Source organism: Phenylobacterium sp. (assembly GCF_025351295.1).
Taxonomy (GTDB): Bacteria; Pseudomonadota; Alphaproteobacteria; order Caulobacterales; family Caulobacteraceae; genus Phenylobacterium.
Window position 1 is genome coordinate 93,289 of record NZ_JANXWD010000106.1, and the last position, 20,929, is coordinate 114,217.

Consider the following 20,929-nt stretch of genomic DNA (forward strand, 5'->3'; position numbering starts at 1 on the left):
CGGGGGCCTAGCGCCTAAGGCGGCGGAAGGGAACCTGTGCGCGGCGCGAGCCCGCGCGCGAGACGGTCCAGGAGCGCGCGCGGCGTGCCGGCCTCGGCCAGGGCGATGTCCACCAGGTCGGGCGCATGCCACGGCACGTCGTGGTGCGCCGAGCGCAGATAGACGCTGACCGGGTCGCGGCGCAGCTCCTGGGGGAACAGGGCCACCAGCCCACCGGCATAGATGGGCCGTCGCCGGGGCGCCGCGGCGCGCTGGCGCAGCGCGGCCAGCAGGGCGGCCGGCAGGTCGCCGCCGTCGGCGCCGGTCAGGTGAGCGGTGGGCGTGGCGCGGGGATTGAGCTCGATCATGTGGGCCGCCCCCGTCCCCGCCTCGAGAATGAAGTCGAAGCCGCAGAGGCCGGTCAGCCCCAGGCGCCGCACCATGGCCTCCACCGTCCGCGCCATATCGGGGTTATCCATCACCCGGACCACCGTGGCCGGTCCCAGGGCGCCGTTGCTGCGCACCACCTCGACATAGACCGCCGCCAGCACGCGACCCTCCAGGCAGGCCACTGCCGCATTGCCGCAGACCCCCGGCACGAAGGCCTGCAGGCTCAGCGCCGGCCGGCGTCGGGCAAGCAAGGCCTTCAACGACGTCGCATCGCCCTCGACCAGCCACCGCTTCAGGCTGCGCAAGGCGCCGGGCGGCGCGTTCATGCGGCGAAACGCGCGCGCGGCCTCGGCCGGGTCCCGGACGAACACCACCTCGCGGCCGCCCCAGCTGCCGTCGCTCTTCAGCATCGCGGGGCCGGGACGATCCGCCATCCAGTTGGCGACGTCGTCCAGGCTGCGGACGCGGCCGGTGGCGGGGTGGCGCACCCCCTCCTCGTTGGCGATCACCGTGATGGCGGCGCGGGAATAGAGCCAGGCATAGGTCTCGGGCGGCCCCAGCGAGCGGGCCAGGCGCGCCCGGAGCCAGGCGCCGTCGGCCGTGGCCGGATCGGCGCGGTCGTGCAGCCGGTGCAGCGCCTGGGTCATCGGATCGTCGCAGGCGAGGATCAGGTCGGGCCGGCCGGCGCCGATGGCGCGCTCCAGGCTGGTCTCCAGCCTGAGCGGATCCAGCGCATTCAGCCGTTCGAGAAAGCCCAGCCGGCGCAGGCTGTGGCGGCGGTGACAGACGGCCTGCACCGCGAAACCCGCCTCGGTCAGGCCCAGGGCCAGCCGCGCGGTGGCGATCCAGTTGAAGCCCGCGGCCAGCAGCACCCGGGTCGGCGGCGCGTCGGCGGCGGCGAGGGCGGCATCGACCGCCTGGGCCAGGGCGGCCAGCGCCGCCGCGTCGCGCACCAGGTCCAGGTGGGCGCCGTCGATCGGCCGCACCTCCAGCTCGGCGATCCACGGCCGCCAGAGGTCGGCTGGATCGCAGCCGAAATCGCCGTCGCGGGTCGACTGGAAAAGGGTGACCGGCACGGCGCAGGCCCTGGGGGCGTAGGCGGCCATGGCGATCAGGCAGCGCGCCTGCACCGCCCGTGCGGCGACCATGACCGGGCCGCCGCCCCCCCGCGCGGCGACGCGGCCGGCCAGGCGTCCGGCCCGCGTGGCCAGCTCAGGAAGCGCCTCGCCCAGCGGCCGGCGCGCCAGGCGGGCCAGATGGCCGACCGTACGCCGCGCGGTCGCCGCGAGGAACAGGCCCAGCGGCCAGAAACGGCGGTCGAAGACGGTGTCGACCAGGCCGACGAAGCTCACCGCCTCGCCGGCCTCCCGCAGAGCCAGGGCGGTCTCCAGGGCCACCAGGCCGCCGAACGAATAGCCGATCAGCTGATACGGGCCGGCCGGCTGGCGCTCGCGGATCGCGGCGGCCGCCACGAGGGCCATCGCCTCGACCGTCATGGGCTGGTCGCCGCCGGCCTGCGGTGTGAAGGGTTCGAGCCCGATCACCGGTCGCCGGCCCGGCAGGGCCGCGGCGAAGTCCTTCAGCTCCAGCGCCGATCCGCCGGCGCCGGGGATCACGAACAGCGCCCGCCCGCCTCGCCCCGCACGCAGCGTGACCGCTCCCGCGGCGCTCACAGCGCCTGCCGCTGCAGGTGAGCGCTCACCCGGCGAGCCGCGAACTCGTCGCCGAACATGAAGCGCATGAGCGGGCCGAAGGTGGCCGCCGCCGCGATCCCGACGAAGTAGAGACCGGGCGCCGAGGACTCGAAACCACCCGACAGCGCCGGCGCCTTGCCGGCTGTCCGCAGGCCGTCGCGCACACCGGCCTCGAGGAAGCTCAGCCGCTGCACGTCCGCCTCATATCCCGTGGCGCAGATCACGTGGTCCGCCGCCACCTGCGCCGGGGTCCCATCGGCGCTCGCCAGGCCGAGACGCACCCGCCCGCCCGCCCCGGACAAGGTCGCGATCCGGCGTCCGGTCAGGACCTCCACGCCCGCCTCCACCTTGGCCTTCTGCTCGGCCAGCGAGGATGGACCGAGATGGCGGCGCACGATCGCCAGCCGGGCTTCACGGGGCAGCGCCCGGAACAGATCCGGCGCGTCGCAGGCCAGCCGCGAGCGCAACCCATTGCCGAGCCCCGAGCTCGGGTGGCGAATACGGCTCCAGAGGCTGCGCGTCTCCGTGTCCCTGGGCCTTGCGAACTTCAAGGCCTCCCGGCGCGCGACCAGCCGCGTTTTCGCCCCGGCCGCGGCCAGCCCCAGGGCCACGTCCACCGCTGACGAGCCCGCGCCGATCACCGTGACCTCGGCGCCGGCGAACCGGGAGAAGTCGCGGTGATCGCTGGAGTGGCTGACCTGGTCGGCCGAAAGGCCGGCAAAGGCTTCGGGCGTTCGCGCGAAATGGGTGATGCCGACCGCCAGCACGACCCGGCGCGCCGTGACCACGCCGCCGTTGTCCAGCTCGATCCGCCAGCCGCCGGCGGCCGGGGCGAGCGCCACGACCTGCTGCGGCTCAAGCTGCGCAACCTCTTGCCGCTGAAACGCCAGCCCGTAGTCGACGAAGGTCTCCAACGCCACCGCGAGCCCCGTGGGGTGATAGTGCACCCCGTTCTGGGCGCAATATTCGCGCAGGGTGAAGCCTCGCCCCGGCGCCGACAGGCTGGAGGCGAAGCCGTCAGACTTCAGCACCATCCCCGGCGGCATCCGCTCGCGCCAGGTCGAGAGCGGCGAGCCGAAGATGCGATGATCGACACCCCGCGCCCGCAGGTGCGCCGCGATTGAAAGGCCGTAGGGGCCCGCGCCAACGATGGCGACATCGGTGTTCGTAGAAATGGACGCCCCCAACAAAGCCTCGGGTCGTGGCCCAAGCTCGGCCATGGTCTCAGTTTTCCCTGCAACCGGCGAGCGCATACGCCTCAAATGCGAATCCGGCCCTGAACGCAGCCGGCTAGGCAAGCGGCGCGGCGACCCTTAGCTTCCGCCCAAACACGGGGATCAGAGCATGCGCAAGGTGATCGGGCTGGCCGTCGCGGCAGCGCTGGCAGCGGCTTTCAGCGGCGCGACGGCGGGCGCGCAGGTGGCGCTGAAGCCCGGAACGCCTTTCATCCTGACCTGGACGCCGCAGCAGCAGAGCGACGGCTATCGGTCGATGGAGACCGTCTACAAGGCTGAGATCATCAAGCGCGGCGACCAGGTTCATCCCCTGCCGATGGCCGCCCGGCAGATCGACCCGACCTTCAGCTACGCGGGCAAGACCTGGACGGTCGACCGGTACATGCAGGCCTACAATGTATCGGGCGTCCTGGTGCTGAAGGACGGCAAGATCCTGCTCGAACGCTACGCCATGGGCCGCAAGCCGACCGATCGCTGGACCTCGTTCTCGGTGGCCAAGTCGGTGACCTCGACCCTGGTGGGCGCCGCCATCGCCGACGGCAAGATCAAGTCCATCAACGCGCCCGTCACCGACTACATCCCCGAGCTGAAGGGCTCCGGCTACGACGGCGTCACCGTGCGCCAGTTGCTGATGATGAGCTCGGGCGTGCGGTGGAACGAGGACTACACCGACCCCAAGGCCGATGTGGCGGTCGCCGGGACGGAGGTCACCGAGCCGGGCGTGAACCCGATGGTCAGCTACATGCGCAAGCTGCCGCGCGCCAACCCACCGGGAACCAAGTTCCACTACAATACGGGCGAGACCGACCTGGTCGGCATCCTGGTCTCGAACGCGGTCGGCAAGAGCGTCAGCGAATATGCCTCCGAGACGCTGTGGAAGCCCTACGGCATGGAGGCCGACGCCATCTGGGTTACCGACCTGGGCGGCCACGAGCGCGGCGGCTGTTGCCTCTCCATGACGCTGCGCGACTACGCCCGCGTCGGCCAGTTCATCCTGGACGGCGGCAAGGCCGGCGGGAAACAGGTGCTGCCCGACTGGTGGATCGGCCAGGCCACCACCAAGCAGATCGACAACGGCGACGCCGGTTATGGGTACTTCTGGTGGATGCGAAGCAACGGCAGCTACGAGGCGGTGGGCATCTACGGCCAGTCGATCACCACCTTCCGCGACGACCGCATCATCATCGTCACCAACGCCGCCTGGCCCACGGCGGTCGGCCGCGAACTGAACGCGGCCCGCACAGCCTTCGTCGACGCCGCCCGAGCGGCGGCGAAGGCCGCGAGCTAAGCCGCCGCCCCGGCCATCGCCTCACCGCCGCGCCAGCGGAACCGTTCCAGCGGCATGACCCGCGCCGTCGCGTCGCGGTCGCCGCCGAGCCAGACTTGGCCGCCGGCCAGGGCCACGACGCGATAGATCGGCATGCCGCCGGCATCCGCCGAGACCACGTCGCCGACCTCGACCGGCGTGGCGGCCGCGTGGTCCAGGAGCTTCCAGTCGATGGCGCTGGCCATGACCCTTACCTCATCCAATGTCCGCGAGGGACCGCGGATCAAGAGGACAGGTTGCGCCCCCGCCGCTGAGGCAAAGCTGAGCCTTGCGTTTAGCCGCCGTTCACCTGCGCCGCGGGCTGGCGAGGCTGAACCGGGCTGGACACCGGCGCTGGTTTTTGGCGTTGATGGCTCGATGAACAGGCCCGGGCCCCGGCTGGCGTATATGGCGATGGCGGTGGCGCTGGCCCTATGCGGCGCCGCCCGCGCGCAGGATCGCGCCAGTTCGCCGGAGCTGGAAAAGGCCGGCTGGACCCTGATCACCGCCAGCGAGGACGTGTTCGTCTACATGCGCCCCGCCGGCCAGGGCGACGCCGGCCTGCGCCGGGTCTGGACCGCCTATGACGCCGACGGTCCCCGCGAGCACGACGGCTTCACCTTCCGTTCGGTGGAGAGCCTTGGGGAATTCGACTGCCGCAGGAACGTCAGCCGCGTGGTCGAGGAGACCTATCACGAGGCGGCCGCGCTGACCGGCAAGTCCTGGCAGTCGCCGAAATTCATCCCCACCCCCTGGACCACGCCGGCGCCGGGGTCGGTCGGCGCGATCCGCATGGCCTTCGCCTGCCGCACCCTCACCGATACCTGAGCGCGCCGCGCGGAACCATCTCGGCCCGCGGGCTTTAGCGTGTCCATGCGCCCGCGCAGGGCCGGCTCGGGGAACTCCGCATGACCAAGCCTCCGAAGGTGGCCATCACGATGGCGCCGGATCCCGCGAACGACCCGGGCGCCGACCCGGCGGTTCGCGCGGCGCGTCTGGCCGAGACCCGCAACATGAAGATGGCCCGCTCGGCCCACGCCTATGTGCGCGGCAGCACGGTGCGGTTCTACGAGTGGCTGCAGGACAGCGCCGGCGCCGTGCCCGAGGGCCCGCCGGTCTGGATCTGCGGCGACTGCCACGTCGGCAACCTGGGGCCGCTGGCCGACGCCAAGGGCCGGGTGGCGGTGCAGATCCGCGATCTGGACCAGACGGTGATCGGCAATCCCGCGCACGACCTGATCCGCCTGGGCCTTTCGCTGGCCTCGGCCGCGCGGGGCTCGGACCTGCCGGGCGTCACCACCGCCCACATCCTGGAAGAGCTGGCGGCCGGCTACGAGGCCGCGCTGGCCGCGCGGTTCGATCGGCCCGGCGACAAGAGCAACCGGCCGGCGGCGATCCAGAGCCTGCTGAGCCATTCCGTGCGCCGCCGCTGGCGCCACCTGGCCGAGGAACGGCTGGCCACGGTCGAGCCGCAGCTGCCGCTGGGCAAGAAGTTCTGGCCGCTGGCCGGCGACGAGCGGGCGGCGCTGGAGGCGCTGTTCGCCCAGGAAGCGGTCCACGCCATGATCACCGGCCTTAAGCATCGCGACGACCAGGCGCCGGTGGCCCTGGTCGACGCCGCCTACTGGGTCAAGGGCTGCAGCTCGCTGGGCCGGCTGCGCTATGCGGCCATGCTGCGGGTCGGCGAGGGCGACAAGGCCGCGTCATGCCTGGTGGACGTCAAGGAGGCGGTGAAGGCCGCCGCGCCGCGGGCCCAGGGCATCGCAGCGCCGCGCGACAACGCCGTGCGCGTGGTCACCGGCGCTCGCGCGCTGTCGCCGAACCTGGGCGAGCGGATGCTGGCCGCCCGCCTGCTGGACCGGCCCGTGGTGCTGCGCGAACTGATGCCCCAGGACCTGAAGATCGAGGTTGATCGCCTGACCCGCGGCGAGGCCACGGCGCTCGCCCGCTACCTGGCCGGCGTGGTCGGCCGCGCGCATGGGCGCCAGATGGATGGACCGACCCGCGACGCCTGGCGCGCGGACCTCAACCGCGCGCGCACCGGAACCCTCGACGCCCCGTCCTGGCTGTGGTCCAGCGTCGTCGACCTGGTGGCGGTGCACGAGGCGGCCTACCTGGATCACTGCCGTCGGTTCGCGCTCGCCGCCGCGGCATGAAGGCGCTCAGCCTGCCGCACCTCGGCGCGCCGCTGGCCCGTCTGCAGCGGCGGTTCGGCGAACGGCCGTGGACGGCGTTCCTGGAGGCCGCCGCCCGGGTCGGCTACCTCGCCCGCGGCGCCGTCTACCTCAGCGTGGGCGTGATCGCCCTGATGGCCGCCATGCGCCTGAGCCCGCACGCGCGCGGCGCCCTGGGCGCGCTGGAGGCCTGGGGCCAGTGGCCGGCGGGGCTGGTGCTGCTGTGGCTGGTGGGTCTGGGCCTCTACGCCTTCGCCGGCTGGCGGGCGCTGCAGGCGATCTTCGACGTCGACCGCTGCGGCCGCACCGCCCAGGGCCTGGCCAGCCGCGCCGGCCAGGCGATCAGCGGCCTGGCCTACGGCGGCCTCGCGGTTTCGGTGTTCGGGCTGATGGACACCATGACCGACCTGCACCACCCTGACGACCAGGCCGCCACGCGCGCCTTCGTGGCCAGGCTGCTGGACCTGCCGTTCGGCGCGGCGATGGTCATCGCCATGGGTCTGTTCGTCCTGACGGCGGGGGCGGGCAGCGTCGCGCGCGCCGCCTTCGGCCACTTCGGCCACGGCCTGGACTGCGAACCGCAGACCCGGACCCTGGCCGGCGGCGTGGCGCGGATCGGCTATTTCGGGCGCGGCGTGGCCCTGCTGCCCGCCGGGCTGCTGCTGGCCAGCGCGGGACTGCACGCCCGGGCGTCCGAGGCGCGCGGCCTGGGCGGCGCCCTTGAGCTGCTGATAACCTGGCCGTTCGGGCGCACCATGCTGGGCCTGACCGCGGTCGGCCTGATCGCCTTCGGCGCGTTCGCCATCCTGGAAGGCTGGCTGCGCCGGATACGCCTCGATCCCGGTTAGGGCCAGGCCGACACCGCCTAGTTCCGGCGAGGGATCACCACCGGCAAGGTTTCGTAGCCCTTCACGAACACCGAATGGGAGCGGAGGGGTTCGCCGACCAGCTCGACGCTGGGGAAGCGGGCCAGGATCTCTTCCCAGATAATCTGCAGCTGGAGTTCGGCCAGGCGATTGCCGACGCAGCGGTGGACACCGAAGCCGAACGACAGGTGCTGGCGCGGGCGCTCACGCTCGATGTTGTAGGTGTTGGGGTCGGCGATGACGCTGTCGTCGCGGTTGCCCGAGACGTACCACATGACCACGCGGTCGCCCTTGCGGATGGTCTTGCCTTCCATCTCGAAGTCTTCCGTGGCGGTGCGGGCCATGTGGGCCAGCGGGGTCTGCCAGCGGATGGTCTCGGAGACCATCGAGGTGATCAGCGACGGGTCGGCGCGCAGCTTTTCGTACTGGTCCGGGTTCTTGTTGAGGGCGTAGATCGAGCCGGAGATGGTGTTCCGTGTCGTGTCGTTGCCGCCGATGATCAGCAGCACGACGTTGGAGTGATAATCGGTGAGGCCCAGGTGCCGGGTGGCCTCGGAGTGGGCCATCATCGAGACCAGGTCGAACTTCGGCGGCGCGTTCACCCGCTCGTTCCAGAGCTCGGTGAAGCGGCTGAAGCAGGCGTCGGCCTCGGCGCGCTTGTGCTCCCAGCTCTTGGCCGGCCCGAAGCCCGGCGCGTTGGTGAACATGTCGGACCAGTGGGTCAGCGTCCGCCGTTCGGACTGCGGGAAGTCGAACAGCGTGGCCAGGGTCATGGCCGTCAGCTCCTTGGAGACCAGGTCGACCCAGTCGAACGTCTCGCCGATCGGCAGGCTGTCCAGGATCTTGCCCGCCTCCGCGCGGATGATCGGGCTCATCGCCTGCAGGTTGGCCGGCGCCACGACCGGGCTGACCGTCTTGCGCTGCACGTCGTGCTGCGGCGGGTCCATGGCGATGAAGCTGGAGCCGCGCGGCCGCTTCTCCGACTCGGCCTTGGCCTCCAGCGTCTGAAGCACGATGCCGTCGGCCGAGGAGAACACTTGGTGGTTGGTGTCGACGGCCATGATGTCGTTGTAGCGGGTGATCGACCAGAAGCCGTCGTAGACCTCGCCCCGCGGCGTGTAGTGGACCGGGTCCTCGGCGCGCAGGCGGTCGAAGATCGGCCACATGGCGTCGGCCGCGAACAGGTCGGACTGGGCCGGGTTGAGGGCTTCGAGGGGCTGGGCGTAGGCGTCGGCCTGCGCCGCGCGCCGAACCTGGGTAGAGCCGTCGGCCATGATCGATCCTCCAGAACGGCGCGTCTGGGGCGCCTTTCCCACCATGACGCCGAACCGCGGGCCGCTTCGCAAGTGAATTGCGATAATCCAGCGAAAGTGGCGGGCGATATGCGCTGGCGCCTGGCGCCGGCGCGCCCCATGTGACGGCCTTCGTTAGCCTTCCCTGGAGAGCCTGATGGCCCTTTCGCTGTATGACGCCTCGATCCCGGTCTACCTGCAGATGCTGCGCAACCTGGAGGTCTGGATCGCGAAGGCCGAGGCGCATGCCGCCGCCAGCGGGGCGGACGTCGCCGGATACCTGGACGCCAGGCTGGCCCCTGACATGGGCTCGCTGACCAAGCAGATCCAGTTAGCCAGCGACGCGGCCAAGAGCGGCGCGGCCCGGCTGGCCGGGGTGACGGCGCCCAGCTTCCCCGATACCGAGACCACCTGGCCAGAGCTGAAGGCCCGGATCGCCACGACCATCGCCTTCGTCGAGGGCGTCTCGCGCACCGCCGTGGAGGGCGACGACAGCCGTACCGTCGAACTGCCGCTGCCCGGGCGGACGATGACCTTCACGGCGCGCAACTTCCTGCTGCAGTTCTCGCTGCCGAACTTCCTGTTCCACATGGTGACCGCCTACGGCCTGCTGCGCAGCCAGGGCGTGCCGCTGGGCAAGATGGACTACCTGGCGGGCGCGATGCCTGTGCCGGCTTAAGACTTTCCCCCGACACGGGGGAAATGTCGCCAATGGCGAAGCCGGGCGACAATGGGGGATGTGACGGGACTGTCAGCGCTCGCACTTCCCCCATCGACCCTCGCCTGCGGCGTCGGGGATGGTTTCCACCCTAGGGGGAAGGATTTGGTTTTTCGTGGACGGTCCATGCTGATGCTGGTCAAAGCCATCTTATCGGTGTTCACTTTGCCAGAACGCTCGGAGGAACGGCTATGGCTGCGGACGGCAATCTGATGGGTCTGGTTGAGGCGCGGGCGCAGGCCTATGCGCTGCCGCTGGCGAAGCTGAACCCCGCCCAGCCGGCGCTGTTCCAGGCCGACGCCATGTGGCCGATCTTCGAGCGCCTGCGGGCCGAGGACCCGGTGCACTACTGCGAGGAGCACGAGTTCGGCCCCTACTGGTCGATCACCAAGTACAACGACATCATGGCGATCGACACCGACCACGGGCGGTTCTCGAGCGACTTCATGAAGGGCGGGATCACCATCGCCGGCGGCCAGGCCAACATGGACCCGCTGCCGATGTTCATCGCCATGGACCCGCCCAAGCACGACGTGCAGCGCAAGGCCGTGACGCCCGCGGTCAACCCCACCGCGCTGGCGGCGATGGGGCCGCAGATCCGCGAGCGCTGCGCCGCGATCCTCGACGGCCTGCCGATCGGCCAGGAATTCGACTGGGTCGACCTGGTGTCGAAGGAGCTAACGGCCATGACCCTGGCGACGCTGTTCGACGCGCCGCAGGAAGACCGCCGCAAGATCACCTACTGGTCCGACGTGGTCACCGCCGCGCCGCAGCCTGGCGGCATCGTCGAGTCGATCGAGCAGAAGATGGCGATCTTCGGCGAGTACCACGCCTATTTCACCGGCCTGTGGAACGCCAAGGTCAACGCCCCGCCGGCCGGCGACCTGATCTCGATGCTGGCGCACAATCCGGCCACCCGGAACATGGAGCCGCGCGAGTATTTCGGGAACGTCGTGTTGTTGACCGTCGGCGGCAACGACACGACCCGGAACACCATCTCCGGCTCGATCCTGGCGCTGAACCAGAACCCCGACCAGTACGCCAAGCTGCGCGCCAACCCGGAGCTGATCCCCTCGATGGTCAGCGAGACCATCCGCTGGCAGACGCCGCTGGCGCACATGCGGCGCACGGCGCTGGAGGACGTGGAGTTCCAGGGCAAGACCATTCGCAAGGGCGACAAGGTGGTCATGTGGTACGTCTCGGGCAACCGCGACGAGACCGTGATCGACCGGCCCAACGACTACATCATCGACCGCGAGCGGCCACGCCAGCACATCTCGTTCGGCTTCGGCATCCACCGCTGCGTGGGCAACCGGCTGGCCGAGCTGCAGCTGACCATCATCTGGGAAGAGATCCTGAAGCGCTTCCCGGCGATCGAACTCGTGGGTGAGCCGAAGCGGGTCTATTCCAGCTTTGTGAAGGGCTACGAGACCATGCCGGTGGTGATCCCCCGGCGGAACTAGGAATCCCGCCGGCCCTAGTCGCCGACCAGGGCGCTGGTCGGCGGGACGGCGGCCGGGGCGCGCAGGAGGCGAGCGACGCGGGCCTGGAGCTGGGCTTCGCTGAACGGCTTGGTCAGGTAGTCCTTGGCGCCCAGGCTCACGGCGCGGCGGACGTCGTCGGCGGCGTGGCGCGCGGTCAGCACCAGGACCGGGAACAGGCAGCCCCGAGTACGGAGCTCCTCCAGGACGCCGAACCCGTCCACCACCGGCATGTTGATGTCCAGCACCATGGCCGCCGGCTTGACGCTGGTGATGCGGGCCAGCGCCTCGGCGCCGTTCCGGGCGGTATGGACGTCGTGGCCGAGCGCCGTGAGGCGGGTGCGGATCAGTTCCCGGACGTCGTGGTCGTCCTCGGCCACCAGAATACAGTGTCTAGGCGGCATTCCAGCCCTCCTCGAGTTGTTCGGCGAAGGCCGTGGCGCGGGCGACGGCGGCGATCAGGGTCTGGGGCGTGACGGGCTTTTCGACGATGCTGTCGAACCCCAGGCCGGTGAGCCGGGCCCTGGCGTCGGCTTCGGCGTCGGCGGTGAAGGCCAGGATCGGCGTGGCGTCGTTGGGTCCGCGCACGCCGCGGATCCGCCGCAGCGCGCCAGGGCCATCCAGGACCGGCATCTGCACGTCCATCAGGATGACGTCGTAGGGCAGCTCCATCGCCATCCGCACCGCCGTCTCGCCGTCCGCGGCCTCCGCGACCTCGGCCCCTACCCCGGCCAGGAACAGGCGCGCCAGCTCGCGGTTGGCCGGGTTGTCGTCGACCACCAGGACCCGGACGCCCGGGAAGCTGATCTGGTCGGAGGCCGGAGCGCCGGTCGCGGCGCCGGGCAGGGACGCCGTCGGAGCGGGGACCTCGAACCAGAACCGGCTGCCCTCGCCCACCCGGCTCTCGATGCCGATCGCCCCGCCCATGGCCTCGACGAGGCCCTTGCAGATCGCCAGGCCGAGACCTGTGCCGCTCTGGGCCCGGGTCAGCGAGCCGTCGATCTGGGAGAAACGCTTGAACAGCCGATCCTGTTGCTCCGGCGCAAGGCCGGCGCCGGTGTCGGCCACCTCGACGCGCAGGCGCGCGGCGGCCGCGTCATAGCGGGTGCGCAGGGTGACCCCGCCGGTGGTGGTGAACTTCACGGCGTTGCTGACCAGGTTCAGCAGGATCTGGCGGACGCGGTCCGGATCGACGGCGACGACCAGCGCCTCCCCGGCCGGATCGCCGTCCAGGGTCAGGCTCAGGTCCTTGGCCCCGGCCTGCGGCATGAACAGGTCGAGCGTGGCGCCGCACAGCCGGGCCAGCGCCACGGGTTCGGGGTGGATGCTCACCTGCCCGGCCTCGAGCTTCGAGAAGTCGAGGATGTCGTTGACCGTGCAGAGCAGGGCGCGGCTGGCATTGCCCACCCGCGCGATATAGTCACGGGTCAGCTCGGTGAGATCGGCCTGCTCGGCGGCCAGGCCGGTGAAGCCGATGATGCTGGTCAGCGGCGTGCGCAGCTCGTGGCTCATGTTGGCCAGGAAGTCGGCCTTCACGGTCGCGGCGGCCTCCGCCTCGGCCTGGGCCAGCCGCAGCTGGGCCTCGAGGACCTTGCGGGGCGTGATGTCGCGGATGACATCGTTCAGCCCGCTGAAACGGCCGGTCGCGGGGTCCGCGGCCAGGGTGGGCTTGCACTCCAGCCACAGCTCGCGGCCGTCCTTGTGCCGGGCGCGGAACTCGACGGGCGACGCGGCGAGCCTGCCCTTCGACGCGAACACCGCGGCGCACATCTCGCGCACCCGCTCGGCGTCCTCGGGCTCCATCAGGTCGAAAGAGCTGCGGCCCACCAGCTCCTCCGGCGTGAAGCCGGTGATCGCCAGGCTGGCCGGCGACATATAGGTCATGAGCCCGTCCAGGGTGCTTTCGCTGATCATGTCCGGCGCATTGACCGCGAGCCGGCGGAAGCGCTCCTCGCTCCGCGCCACCGCGAGCTCGGCCGCCTTCTGATTGGTGACGTCGACGATGGTGCCGATGATGGCGACGATGCCGCCGTCCGGCCCGCGCTCGGCCGACGAATTGCCGGCCAGGAAGCGCACTTCGCCGCTGGCGCGCACGATGCGCGTCAAGGAATTCTCGTCGGTCTCGCCGGTGACGAACTGCCGTTCGAGCCGGGCCGCCGAGGCGGCCGCGTCGTCGGGGTGGGTCATGGCCAGCAGCGCCGCCAGGTCCAGCGGCACATCCGGGGCGACGTCATAGATCCGATACATCTGCGCCGACCAGGTGATCTCCCGGGTCACCGCGTCCAGCCGCCAGTGGCCCAGGCCGGCGATGCCCTCGGCGACATTGGCCCGCCGCGCCAGTTCCTCGGCCTTGTCGCGGGCCAGGCCCATGGCCGCTTCGGCCTGCTTCAGGTCGGTGATGTCGACGCTGACCGAGACCGTGCCCCCGTCGGCGGTGCGCCGTTCGGTGACGCGCAGCCAGCGGCCGGCCGCGGTCCGCTGGGTCAGGCTGGGGGCTTCGTTCCAGCGCGCGGCCTTGCGCTCGGCCAGCCAGGCGGCTTCGCGCCCCACGGCCTCCGGATAGGCGCCGTGGACGATGCTCGACTGCAGGATCTCGGCGAACGGCATGCCGACGTTCAGCGCCGTCCCGGAGATGCGGCAGAGGTCGGCGTACTGGGTGTTCCAGGCGACCAGGCGGTCGGAGGCGTCATAGAAGGCCAGGCCCTCCGGCATGACGTCCAGCGCCTCCCGCAGGCGCCTGAGATGGCCATTGCGGCTGGCGGAATCGAAGACCACGCCGCCGGTGGCGATCAGCAGGATCAGCGCGGTCACCGCCACGGCGGCGACCACCATCACCCCGTCCGACATCAGCGAGGCCGGCACGGCGACACCGGGGTCGGGCGCGATGGTCACCGCGGTCATGCCGGTGAAATGCATCCCGACGATGCCCAGGGTCAGGAGGCCGGCGCCGATCGCCTGGCGCCTCGGCCCGGCGCCGGTCCGCGCCACGCACAGCGCCAGGGTGGCGAAAGCGGCGCCGACCAGGACCGAGGCCAGGACATAGACGGCGTCCCAGTGCAGGACTCCGGCCGTCCGATAGCCCGCCATGCCGACGTAGTGCATGAAGGTGATGCCCAGGCCGACGATCAGGCCGCCCGCCACCAGCGTCAGGCGCGGGCGCGGCCCCTCCGCCGACGCCACCGCGAAGCCCAGCGTCGTGCCGATCGTCGCCACGCCCAGCGACCCCAGGGTCGGCAGGGCCGCGTAGCCGGTCGGCAGCCCGGTCCGGAAGGCCAGCATGGCGACGAAGTGCGTCGTCCAGATGCCGGATCCGGCGACGCCGCCGGTCATGGAAAGCCACGCCCAGCGCCGGGCCAGGGGGAAGGCCGGAACCTTCGAATAGAGGAAGAAGGTCGCGAAGGTCGCGGGAACACAGACCAGCGCCGCGACGACGACCAGCCACCAATTGTGCTGCATCGTCACGCAAAGCAGGACTTTGAACATGAAGCGGGCTCCGAGAGGTCGGATCCACCTTCGCCGTTCGCGGTTAATCAAACACGCTGGCGACCTGGAAACAGGCGCAAGCCTATCGACTTACCGGCGTCCTCAGACGTTCAGGGCGCCAACAATTTCAATGGCTTGGCGATTCCGTCGCGCCGGTGCGCCAATTGGCCACGCCGCCGGCCTACTCCGGAGCCCGGGCCGCCGCGATGTTGTTGAGCCGCCAGCCGACGGCGGCCGACAGCGTCTCGAAGAAGGCCGGCTCGTAGGCCTGCTCGGGGTCGGCGCGGACCAGTTCGTCCATGCGGTGCGCGTCGTCGCCGACCAGGATGCGCCAGCGCTCGGCCTTCACCCCGTCCAGGATGACGGTGGCCGCCGCCTCGGCGGTGGTCGGCGCGTCGTCGTGGAAGCGCCGCGCCTGTTCGGCGACCATGGCCTGCAGCGCCATGTCCGGGATCTTGTCGACCTCGATGCCCATGGCGGCCATGCGCTTGCGGGCGCGGGCGATCTCCTCCGGCGACAGCGCATCGTCGTCGGAATTATTGATCACCTTGCGGGAATTGGCGGCGATCTCGGTGCCGATGTGGCCCGGCATGACCACCGAGCACTTGATGTGCGGGGCGTTGAGCCGCAGGTCGGTGACCAGCGCCTCGGTGAAGCCCTTCACTGCGAACTTGGCCGCGGCATAGGCGGTGTGGGAGACGTTGGGCCCCAGGCTGGCCCAGAAGCCGTTGACCGACGAGGTGTTGACGATGTGCGCCTCGTCTGCGGCCAGCATCAGCGGCAGGAAGGTGCGCACGCCCAGATAGACCCCGCCCCAGCAGACGTTGAAGGTCCGCTCCCATTCGGTCCGCTCGCCGGTGACGATCGAGCCGCCGCCGCCGATGCCGGCGTTGTTGAACAGCAGGTGCAGCCGGTCGATGTCGTGGGCGGCGACGGCCTCGTCGCGGAAGCGGATCAGCTGGGCCTCGTCGGAGACGTCGGCCAGGTGGGCGGTGATCTTCGCGCCCTGCGGGATGCCGTCGGCGGTGGCCAGCGCGATGGTCCTGGCCATGTTCTTCTCGGAGACGTCGCACATGGCGACGCTGCAACCCTCGGCGATCAGCTGACGCGCCAGCTCGCGCCCCATGCCTGTGCCACCGCCGGTGACCACGGCGAATTTGCCCGCGAAGTCCTTCATGGCGTTCCTCCCGCTCTGTGGGACGGGACACTAAGCGCGGCGGGCGGGAGGCGTAAGCGGTCACGTAGCGTCAAGCGGCGCCCCGCGCCTGATGCGCGGCCGGGCGCTTGACATCGATGCGGGCGCGGGATCGCATCCGCCGCCGGCCCTGGCGGCAGGCCAAAGGAGACGCCCCTTGAGACTTCGTCCCGTTCCAGCGGCCGCGGCCGCCCTCCTGGCCCTGGTCCTCGCCGCGCCCGCCGGCCAGGCGCAGACCCCGGCGGCCGCGGCCCCGCCGCCGGCCCCCCAGGCGATCAAGGCGGTCAAGCCCGGCCTGTTCATGGTCACCGGCGGCGGCGGCAACACCACGGTGCGGGTGACGTCGGCCGGTCTCATAGTGGTCGATGGCAAGAACCCCGGACAGACCTTCTACGACGACCTGATGGCGCAGATCCGCACTGTCAGCCCGCAGCCGGTGAAGTACCTGGTCGTCACCCACCACCACGCCGACCACTCCGGCAACACCGGCCGGTTCCTGGCCGCCGGGGCCAAGGTGGTGGCGCAGCGCAACCTGCCGGCCGAGCTCGACAAGTTCACGCCGCCGGCGAACAACCCGACCCTGACCGCCCCGGCCAGGCCGGACGTCACCTACGCCCAGACCTACACCATCGGCCTGGGCGGCAAGACGGTGCGGCTGATGCACTTCGCGGCCGCGCATACCGACGCCGACACCATCGTCTACTTTCCGGACCTGAAGGCGGTCTCCACCGGGGACGAACTGAACGCGGCCAACCCCAACTTCGACTATGCGGGCGGCGCCTCGATCGCCGGCTGGATCACCTCGCTGGACGACACCCTGAAGCTGGACTGGGACCAGGCGATCCCCGGCCACGGCGCCGAGCCCTTCACCCGCGCCCAAGTGGTGGCGTTCCGCGGCAAGCTCGCGACCCTGCTGGACCGGGCGCGGGCGCAGGTGAAGGCCAGCACGCCCAAGGACAAGCTGGTCGCCAGCCTGAAGCTGGACGACCTGTGGCCGTTCCCGGCCGGCTTCTGGAACGCCATGCGGACCGACGGGCTCTACGCGGAGGCGGGCGGCAAGTAAGCCGCGCGCCGGCGGCGCAGCGTCGCGCCCAGGGTTCCGAAGCCCAGCAGCATCAGCGCCCAGCCGGCCGGCTCCGGCGCCGCGGCGGCGCTGATCTGGATATTGTCCAGCAGCAACTGGCTGGAGAAGCCGAAGTCCAGGCCGTCGCGGACGCCCGCCTCGATCGTATAGGTCCCCGCCCCCAGCCGGCCGCTGGTGAACGACGTCCAGTCGGTGTGGCCGTTGTCGCCCACCGCGGCGACGCTGGAGGCGAACAGCAGATGGCTGGTCGTCGCATCGAAGATGCGGACATAGGCGTCGTCGTCATACGGCAGGGTGTCGAAGGCCAGGAACGCGGCGTCGCCCGAGATCCTCGATGGTCCGAGGATGTCGAAGGTCTGGCTGAGGGTCGTGTAGACGGCGAAGTCCGTGGCGTCCGAGCCGGCGGTCAGGTGGGCGAAGTACCGGCCGTCGGGGGCGGTGAAGTGCTCGCCGAACGGCGCCGCGCCGCCGGTGGCGTCGTCGGCGTCGGTCACGACCTCCACGAAGCCGTCTGTGAAGCTCCAGCCGGTGAGGTCGCCGGTCTCGAAGCTGGGGTTGGCCACATCGGCCCGGGCCGGCAGCGTGAGGACCGCGGCGGCCGCTAGGCCGAGGGCGAGGCGCTTGAAGGTCATCTGGAAGGTCCTCACGCGAACAGGAAGTCGGCGGACTGCAGGGACGTCAGCAGGACGTTGTTCAGCTGCACGCTGTCGCCCGCCGCCGTGGTGATGATCGTGTTGGCGCCGACCTGGGCGCTGTGGGCCACCATGTCGGCGAAGCCGGTGAAACCCGACCCCACGAAGCGGATGTCGTCCTCGACGTTTTTGAAGTCGATGACGATGTCGTGGCCGGAGCCGGGGCCGAAGATGAACAGGTCGCTGCCCCGCGCCCCGGAGAGGACGTCGTCGCCCGCCCCGCCGACCAGGGTGTCGTTGCCGTCGCCTGCCGAGAGGCTGTCGATGCCGGTCCCGCCGACCAGGGAGTCGTTGCCGGCCCCGCCCACCAGGGTGTCGGCGCCCGGGCCGCCGTCGAGGGTGTCGTTGCCGCCCGCCCCGTCCAGCTTCTCGTCCAGCGCCGTGCCGGCCAGGCTGTCGTTTCCCGCCCCGCCGGTCTTTGTCGGCCCGTCGGCGACGCCGGAGACGGTCACCTGCACGCTGGCGGTGCTGGTCAGGCCGGCCGTGTCGCGCAGGGTGTAGCTGAAGCTGTCGATGCTGCTCTGGCCGGTGCGCAGCAGGTCGAAGCGGTCGGCGTCGGCCACATAGACCACCTTGCCGCCGACGATGCTGACGTGGCCGCCCAGGGCGGTGGCCGAGAGCGAGACCAGGGTCTTGCTGTCGCCCAGGTCCACGTCGGTGTCATTGGCCAGGACGTCGATGGTGACGCTGGCGTTTTCCTTGACCGCAGCGGTGTCGGCCACCCCCACCGGGGCGTCGTTCACCGGCGTGACCGTCAGGCTGACGGTGGTCGGGTCGGAGCTCGTGGTCCCGTCGGAGACCCGGTAGGTGAAGCTGTCGGGGCCGTTGTAGTCGGCGGCGGGCGTGTAGGCGTAGGCGCCGTCGGAGCCCAGGGTCAGGGTCCCGTGGGCGGGGCCGTCGACCTGGGCGAAGGACAGGATATCGCCGTCCGGGTCGGAGCCGGTGACCACGCCAATCAGGGCGGTGTCCTCGGCCGTGGTGGCCGTGGCCGGGTCCCCCACCGGCGGATGGTTCACGTGGGTGGCCGGCGAGATGACGGGCAGCGTGCCGATGTTGGCGCTGTTGGTAGTCACGTTCCAGGTGAAGACCTGGTCGGGGCCAGCGCTGCCGTCGGACTTCTGGCCGTGGGTGACCAGCCGGACGCGGCCGAACGCGAGGCTGACCGCGTCGGTGGCGCCGGTGTCTTGCACCTTGACCACGTGGAGATCGGCGACGTCGAGCTTGTAGGTCGTGCGGCCATCGGCCCCGACGCCCTCGACGCGGGCGCCGGCGATCAGACCGTGCAGGGACAGCTTGGCCAGCAGGTCGGTCAGCCCGTCCACATTGTTCAGCCCGACCGACAGCGGGGCGAAGTTGGTCTTGCCGCTGGCCGCGCCGCCCGCATCGAGCAGCGCCTTGATGTCGAAGTCGAAGGTGGTCAGGTCGAACCAGCCGACGTGGCGCGTGTCGGTCGAGCCGCCGTCGACGCCGTCGATCAGCAGGAAGTAGTGGTTGGGCGAGGTGAGCGGGTCCGTCGCCGGATCGGGCGTGGCCGGCGCCGGCGGCGGCTCGGACCTGGCCGTATCGATGTTGTAGCCGAAGGTCTGCGGCGCGCCCGCCGCGCCAGTGATCGGGTTCTGTGTCTGAATGACGACGCCGATCTCGCGGTAGTCGAGGGTGACCACATAGCCGTGGTCCGAGTTCTCATGGACCTCGGAGACGACCACATTGGCCAAGTTCAGACGGTAGGCCTCGATCAGCTGGCCCCCGCGGACCCCGGCGCCGATCAGTGAGGCGGCGGGGGTGTGCTGGCCGGAGGACACCAGCTGCAGGAAGGACGACAGCCCGGTCTCGTCGGGCAAGGTCACCTGCACGGACCCGAAATGCGGCTTGCCGGCGGTGCTGCCGCCGCCAGCGGCGCTGGTCGGGATGTCGGCCTCGAAGGCGAACGAGGACACGCTGAAGGCGCCGTCGAACTTCACGAGGTGCGAGGGGCCGCCCAGGCCCGAGACCTCCAGGAAGAAGGTCGAGGCGGGGACCGGCGGGTCGGTATCCCCGGGCGCGATCGTCGGCAGGGCGCCGACGCCCAGCCTGTTGGCGACGACGTCCCAGGCGAACGTCTGCGCCGGCCCCGGACTGCCGTCGGCCGCCTGGCCGTTGGTGACGAGCTGGAAGCGGCCGTAGTCGAAGCTGGCCTGGTAGCCGTCGCGCTGGCTGTCCTCGAGCCTGGCGACGTGGACGTCCGCCACGTCCAGCTTGTAGACCGTGGCGCCGGCGTCGGTGACGCCCTCGACGCGGACGCCGGTGATCAACTGGCCCGTCGCCAGCTTCTGCAGGAGGTTGGTGATGCCCGAGGAGTCCTGGAGCACCACCGACAGCGGATCGTAGGCGACCTTTCCGACGCCGCCGCTGGCGGCCTTGGCGAAGGCGTCATAGTCGAAACTGGCCAGCTCGAACCAGCCGGCGTGGTGCGCGTCGGTCGACCCGCCGTCGACGCCGTTGACCAGCATGAAGAAGTGGGTGGCCTGCGAGCTGTCGACCGCGACGCCCGGATGGGCGGCCGGCGGCGGCGCGATCGCCTTGGCCTGATCGAGGTCGTAGCCGAACGTGAGCGGGACCCCTGCCGCGCCGGTGTCCTTCTGGGTCTGCTCGATGACGCCGATCTGGCGGTAGCTGAGCTGCACATCGTAGCCGCCGCTGAGCGATTCCTTGACCGTCGTCACCACCACGTCGCCGAGGTTGATGCGGAAGGCTTCGGATTCGCTGCCGTCGGCATTGCCGGTCCCGACCAGCGAGACGGCGGAGGTGTGCTGGGCAGTGGACACCAGCTTCAGGAAGTCCGTGAGGCCGGCGTCATCCTTCAGCCTGACGAACAACGGCGACAGACTGGGGAGACCGGCGGCGCCGCCGCCGACGACGGGGTTGAAGGGATGGTCGTCCTGGAAGCCGAACTGCTGGACGTTGAAGGCGCCCGCGTGGCCCACCACGTGCGAGGGGCCGCTCAGGCCCTCGACCTCCAGGAACAAGGTCGCCGCGCCGCGCGGCGTGTCGGTGTCGCCGGGCGTCAGCGTGGGCAGCGTTCCGATGTTCGTGCTGTTGGTGGCGACGTTGAAGGTGAAGGTCTGGGCCGGCGCGAGCGTGCCGTCGGCATTCTGACCGCTGGTCACCAGCTGGATGCGGCCGAACTCCAGGTTCGCCTCGTAGCCCGGGTTCTCGGTGTCCAGCACCCGGGTGACATGAACGTCAGCGAGGTCGAGCTTGTAGACGACCTGACCGGTCAGGCTGACGCCTTCGATACGGACGCCTGCGATAGTGTTGCCGGTCGCGGCCTTGGCCAGCAGGCTGGTCAACCCCGCATCGC

Annotated in this window: 16 protein-coding genes; 7 read left to right on the forward strand and 9 right to left on the reverse strand. The window is 70.8% G+C overall.

The genetic code is table 11. The annotated features are described in order from the left end of the window. Positions 1–14: 14 nt before the first annotated feature. Positions 15–2,042, reverse strand: a complete 2,028-nt coding sequence (locus Q0R13_RS15560) for a thioesterase domain-containing protein (RefSeq protein WP_293905516.1) — start codon at positions 2,040–2,042, stop codon at positions 15–17. Next, complete coding sequence (locus Q0R13_RS15565; RefSeq protein ID WP_293905518.1) at positions 2,039–3,250, reverse strand: NAD(P)-binding domain-containing protein; 1,212 nt, start codon at positions 3,248–3,250, stop codon at positions 2,039–2,041. Before Q0R13_RS15565 ends, Q0R13_RS15560 begins: the two co-directional genes overlap by 4 nt. Before the next feature lie 157 nt (positions 3,251–3,407). Here Q0R13_RS15565 and Q0R13_RS15570 point away from each other — a divergent pair, with 157 nt between their 5' ends. Next, positions 3,408–4,586, forward strand: a complete 1,179-nt coding sequence (locus tag Q0R13_RS15570) for a serine hydrolase (protein ID WP_293905521.1) — start codon at positions 3,408–3,410, stop codon at positions 4,584–4,586. Here the strand turns inward: Q0R13_RS15570 and Q0R13_RS15575 are convergent. Next, on the reverse strand, positions 4,583–4,810 hold the full coding sequence (locus tag Q0R13_RS15575; protein ID WP_293905524.1) for a hypothetical protein: 228 nt from the start codon (positions 4,808–4,810) through the stop codon (positions 4,583–4,585). The two genes, Q0R13_RS15570 and Q0R13_RS15575, sit on opposite strands and share 4 nt — an antisense overlap. A gap of 172 nt (positions 4,811–4,982) precedes the next feature. Here Q0R13_RS15575 and Q0R13_RS15580 point away from each other — a divergent pair, with 172 nt between their 5' ends. The 3 genes from Q0R13_RS15580 to Q0R13_RS15590 all read left to right on the forward strand — a co-directional run bounded on the left by Q0R13_RS15580 (position 4,983) and on the right by Q0R13_RS15590 (position 7,626). Further along, entirely contained in the window at positions 4,983–5,432 is a 450-nt protein-coding gene (locus Q0R13_RS15580) for a surface-adhesin E family protein (protein WP_293905526.1), read from the forward strand. Positions 5,433–5,512: 80 nt separating this feature from the next. Next, the gene (locus Q0R13_RS15585; protein WP_293905528.1) at positions 5,513–6,760 is read left to right on the forward strand and encodes a DUF2252 family protein; all 1,248 of its coding nucleotides are present in this window, start codon (positions 5,513–5,515) and stop codon (positions 6,758–6,760) included. Further along, positions 6,757–7,626 (forward strand): DUF1206 domain-containing protein, encoded by an 870-nt coding sequence (locus Q0R13_RS15590; RefSeq protein WP_293905530.1) that lies wholly within the window; start codon positions 6,757–6,759, stop codon positions 7,624–7,626. Before Q0R13_RS15585 ends, Q0R13_RS15590 begins: the two co-directional genes overlap by 4 nt. Positions 7,627–7,643: 17 nt before the next feature. On the opposite strand, the gene Q0R13_RS15595 is transcribed toward Q0R13_RS15590, so the two are convergent. Next, positions 7,644–8,918: a cytochrome P450 gene (locus Q0R13_RS15595; RefSeq protein ID WP_293905533.1), complete on the reverse strand. Its 1,275-nt coding sequence runs from the start codon at positions 8,916–8,918 to the stop codon at positions 7,644–7,646. Positions 8,919–9,093: 175 nt separating this feature from the next. Here Q0R13_RS15595 and Q0R13_RS15600 point away from each other — a divergent pair, with 175 nt between their 5' ends. Next, complete coding sequence (locus Q0R13_RS15600; RefSeq protein ID WP_293905535.1) at positions 9,094–9,615, forward strand: DUF1993 family protein; 522 nt, start codon at positions 9,094–9,096, stop codon at positions 9,613–9,615. Positions 9,616–9,845: 230 nt separating this feature from the next. Continuing rightward, entirely contained in the window at positions 9,846–11,117 is a 1,272-nt protein-coding gene (locus Q0R13_RS15605; RefSeq protein ID WP_293905537.1) for a cytochrome P450, read from the forward strand. A gap of 14 nt (positions 11,118–11,131) precedes the next feature. Here the strand turns inward: Q0R13_RS15605 and Q0R13_RS15610 are convergent, their stop codons facing one another. From Q0R13_RS15610 to Q0R13_RS15620, 3 genes are all read right to left on the reverse strand, one after another. Beyond that, the gene (locus Q0R13_RS15610; protein WP_293905539.1) at positions 11,132–11,539 is read right to left on the reverse strand and encodes a response regulator; all 408 of its coding nucleotides are present in this window, start codon (positions 11,537–11,539) and stop codon (positions 11,132–11,134) included. Further along, positions 11,529–14,618, reverse strand: a complete 3,090-nt coding sequence (locus tag Q0R13_RS15615) for a PAS domain S-box protein (protein WP_293905542.1) — start codon at positions 14,616–14,618, stop codon at positions 11,529–11,531. Before Q0R13_RS15615 ends, Q0R13_RS15610 begins: the two co-directional genes overlap by 11 nt. Positions 14,619–14,799: 181 nt before the next feature. Beyond that, positions 14,800–15,795 carry an SDR family NAD(P)-dependent oxidoreductase gene (locus Q0R13_RS15620; protein WP_293905544.1) on the reverse strand — a complete coding sequence of 332 codons (996 nt, stop codon included), beginning with the start codon at positions 15,793–15,795 and terminating at the stop codon, positions 14,800–14,802. Positions 15,796–15,970: 175 nt separating this feature from the next. On the opposite strand from Q0R13_RS15620, the gene Q0R13_RS15625 reads away from it, so the two are divergent. Further along, positions 15,971–16,876 carry an MBL fold metallo-hydrolase gene (locus Q0R13_RS15625; protein WP_293905546.1) on the forward strand — a complete coding sequence of 302 codons (906 nt, stop codon included), beginning with the start codon at positions 15,971–15,973 and terminating at the stop codon, positions 16,874–16,876. Here Q0R13_RS15625 and Q0R13_RS15630 read toward each other — a convergent pair. Together Q0R13_RS15630 and Q0R13_RS15635 are read right to left on the reverse strand one after the other, a co-directional pair. Then, complete coding sequence (locus Q0R13_RS15630; RefSeq protein ID WP_293905548.1) at positions 16,852–17,529, reverse strand: PEPxxWA-CTERM sorting domain-containing protein; 678 nt, start codon at positions 17,527–17,529, stop codon at positions 16,852–16,854. The two genes, Q0R13_RS15625 and Q0R13_RS15630, sit on opposite strands and share 25 nt — an antisense overlap. A gap of 11 nt (positions 17,530–17,540) precedes the next feature. Next, positions 17,541–20,918 (reverse strand): type VI secretion system tube protein Hcp, encoded by a 3,378-nt coding sequence (locus tag Q0R13_RS15635; RefSeq protein ID WP_293905550.1) that lies wholly within the window; start codon positions 20,916–20,918, stop codon positions 17,541–17,543. Between the last annotated feature and the right edge of the window lie 11 nt (positions 20,919–20,929).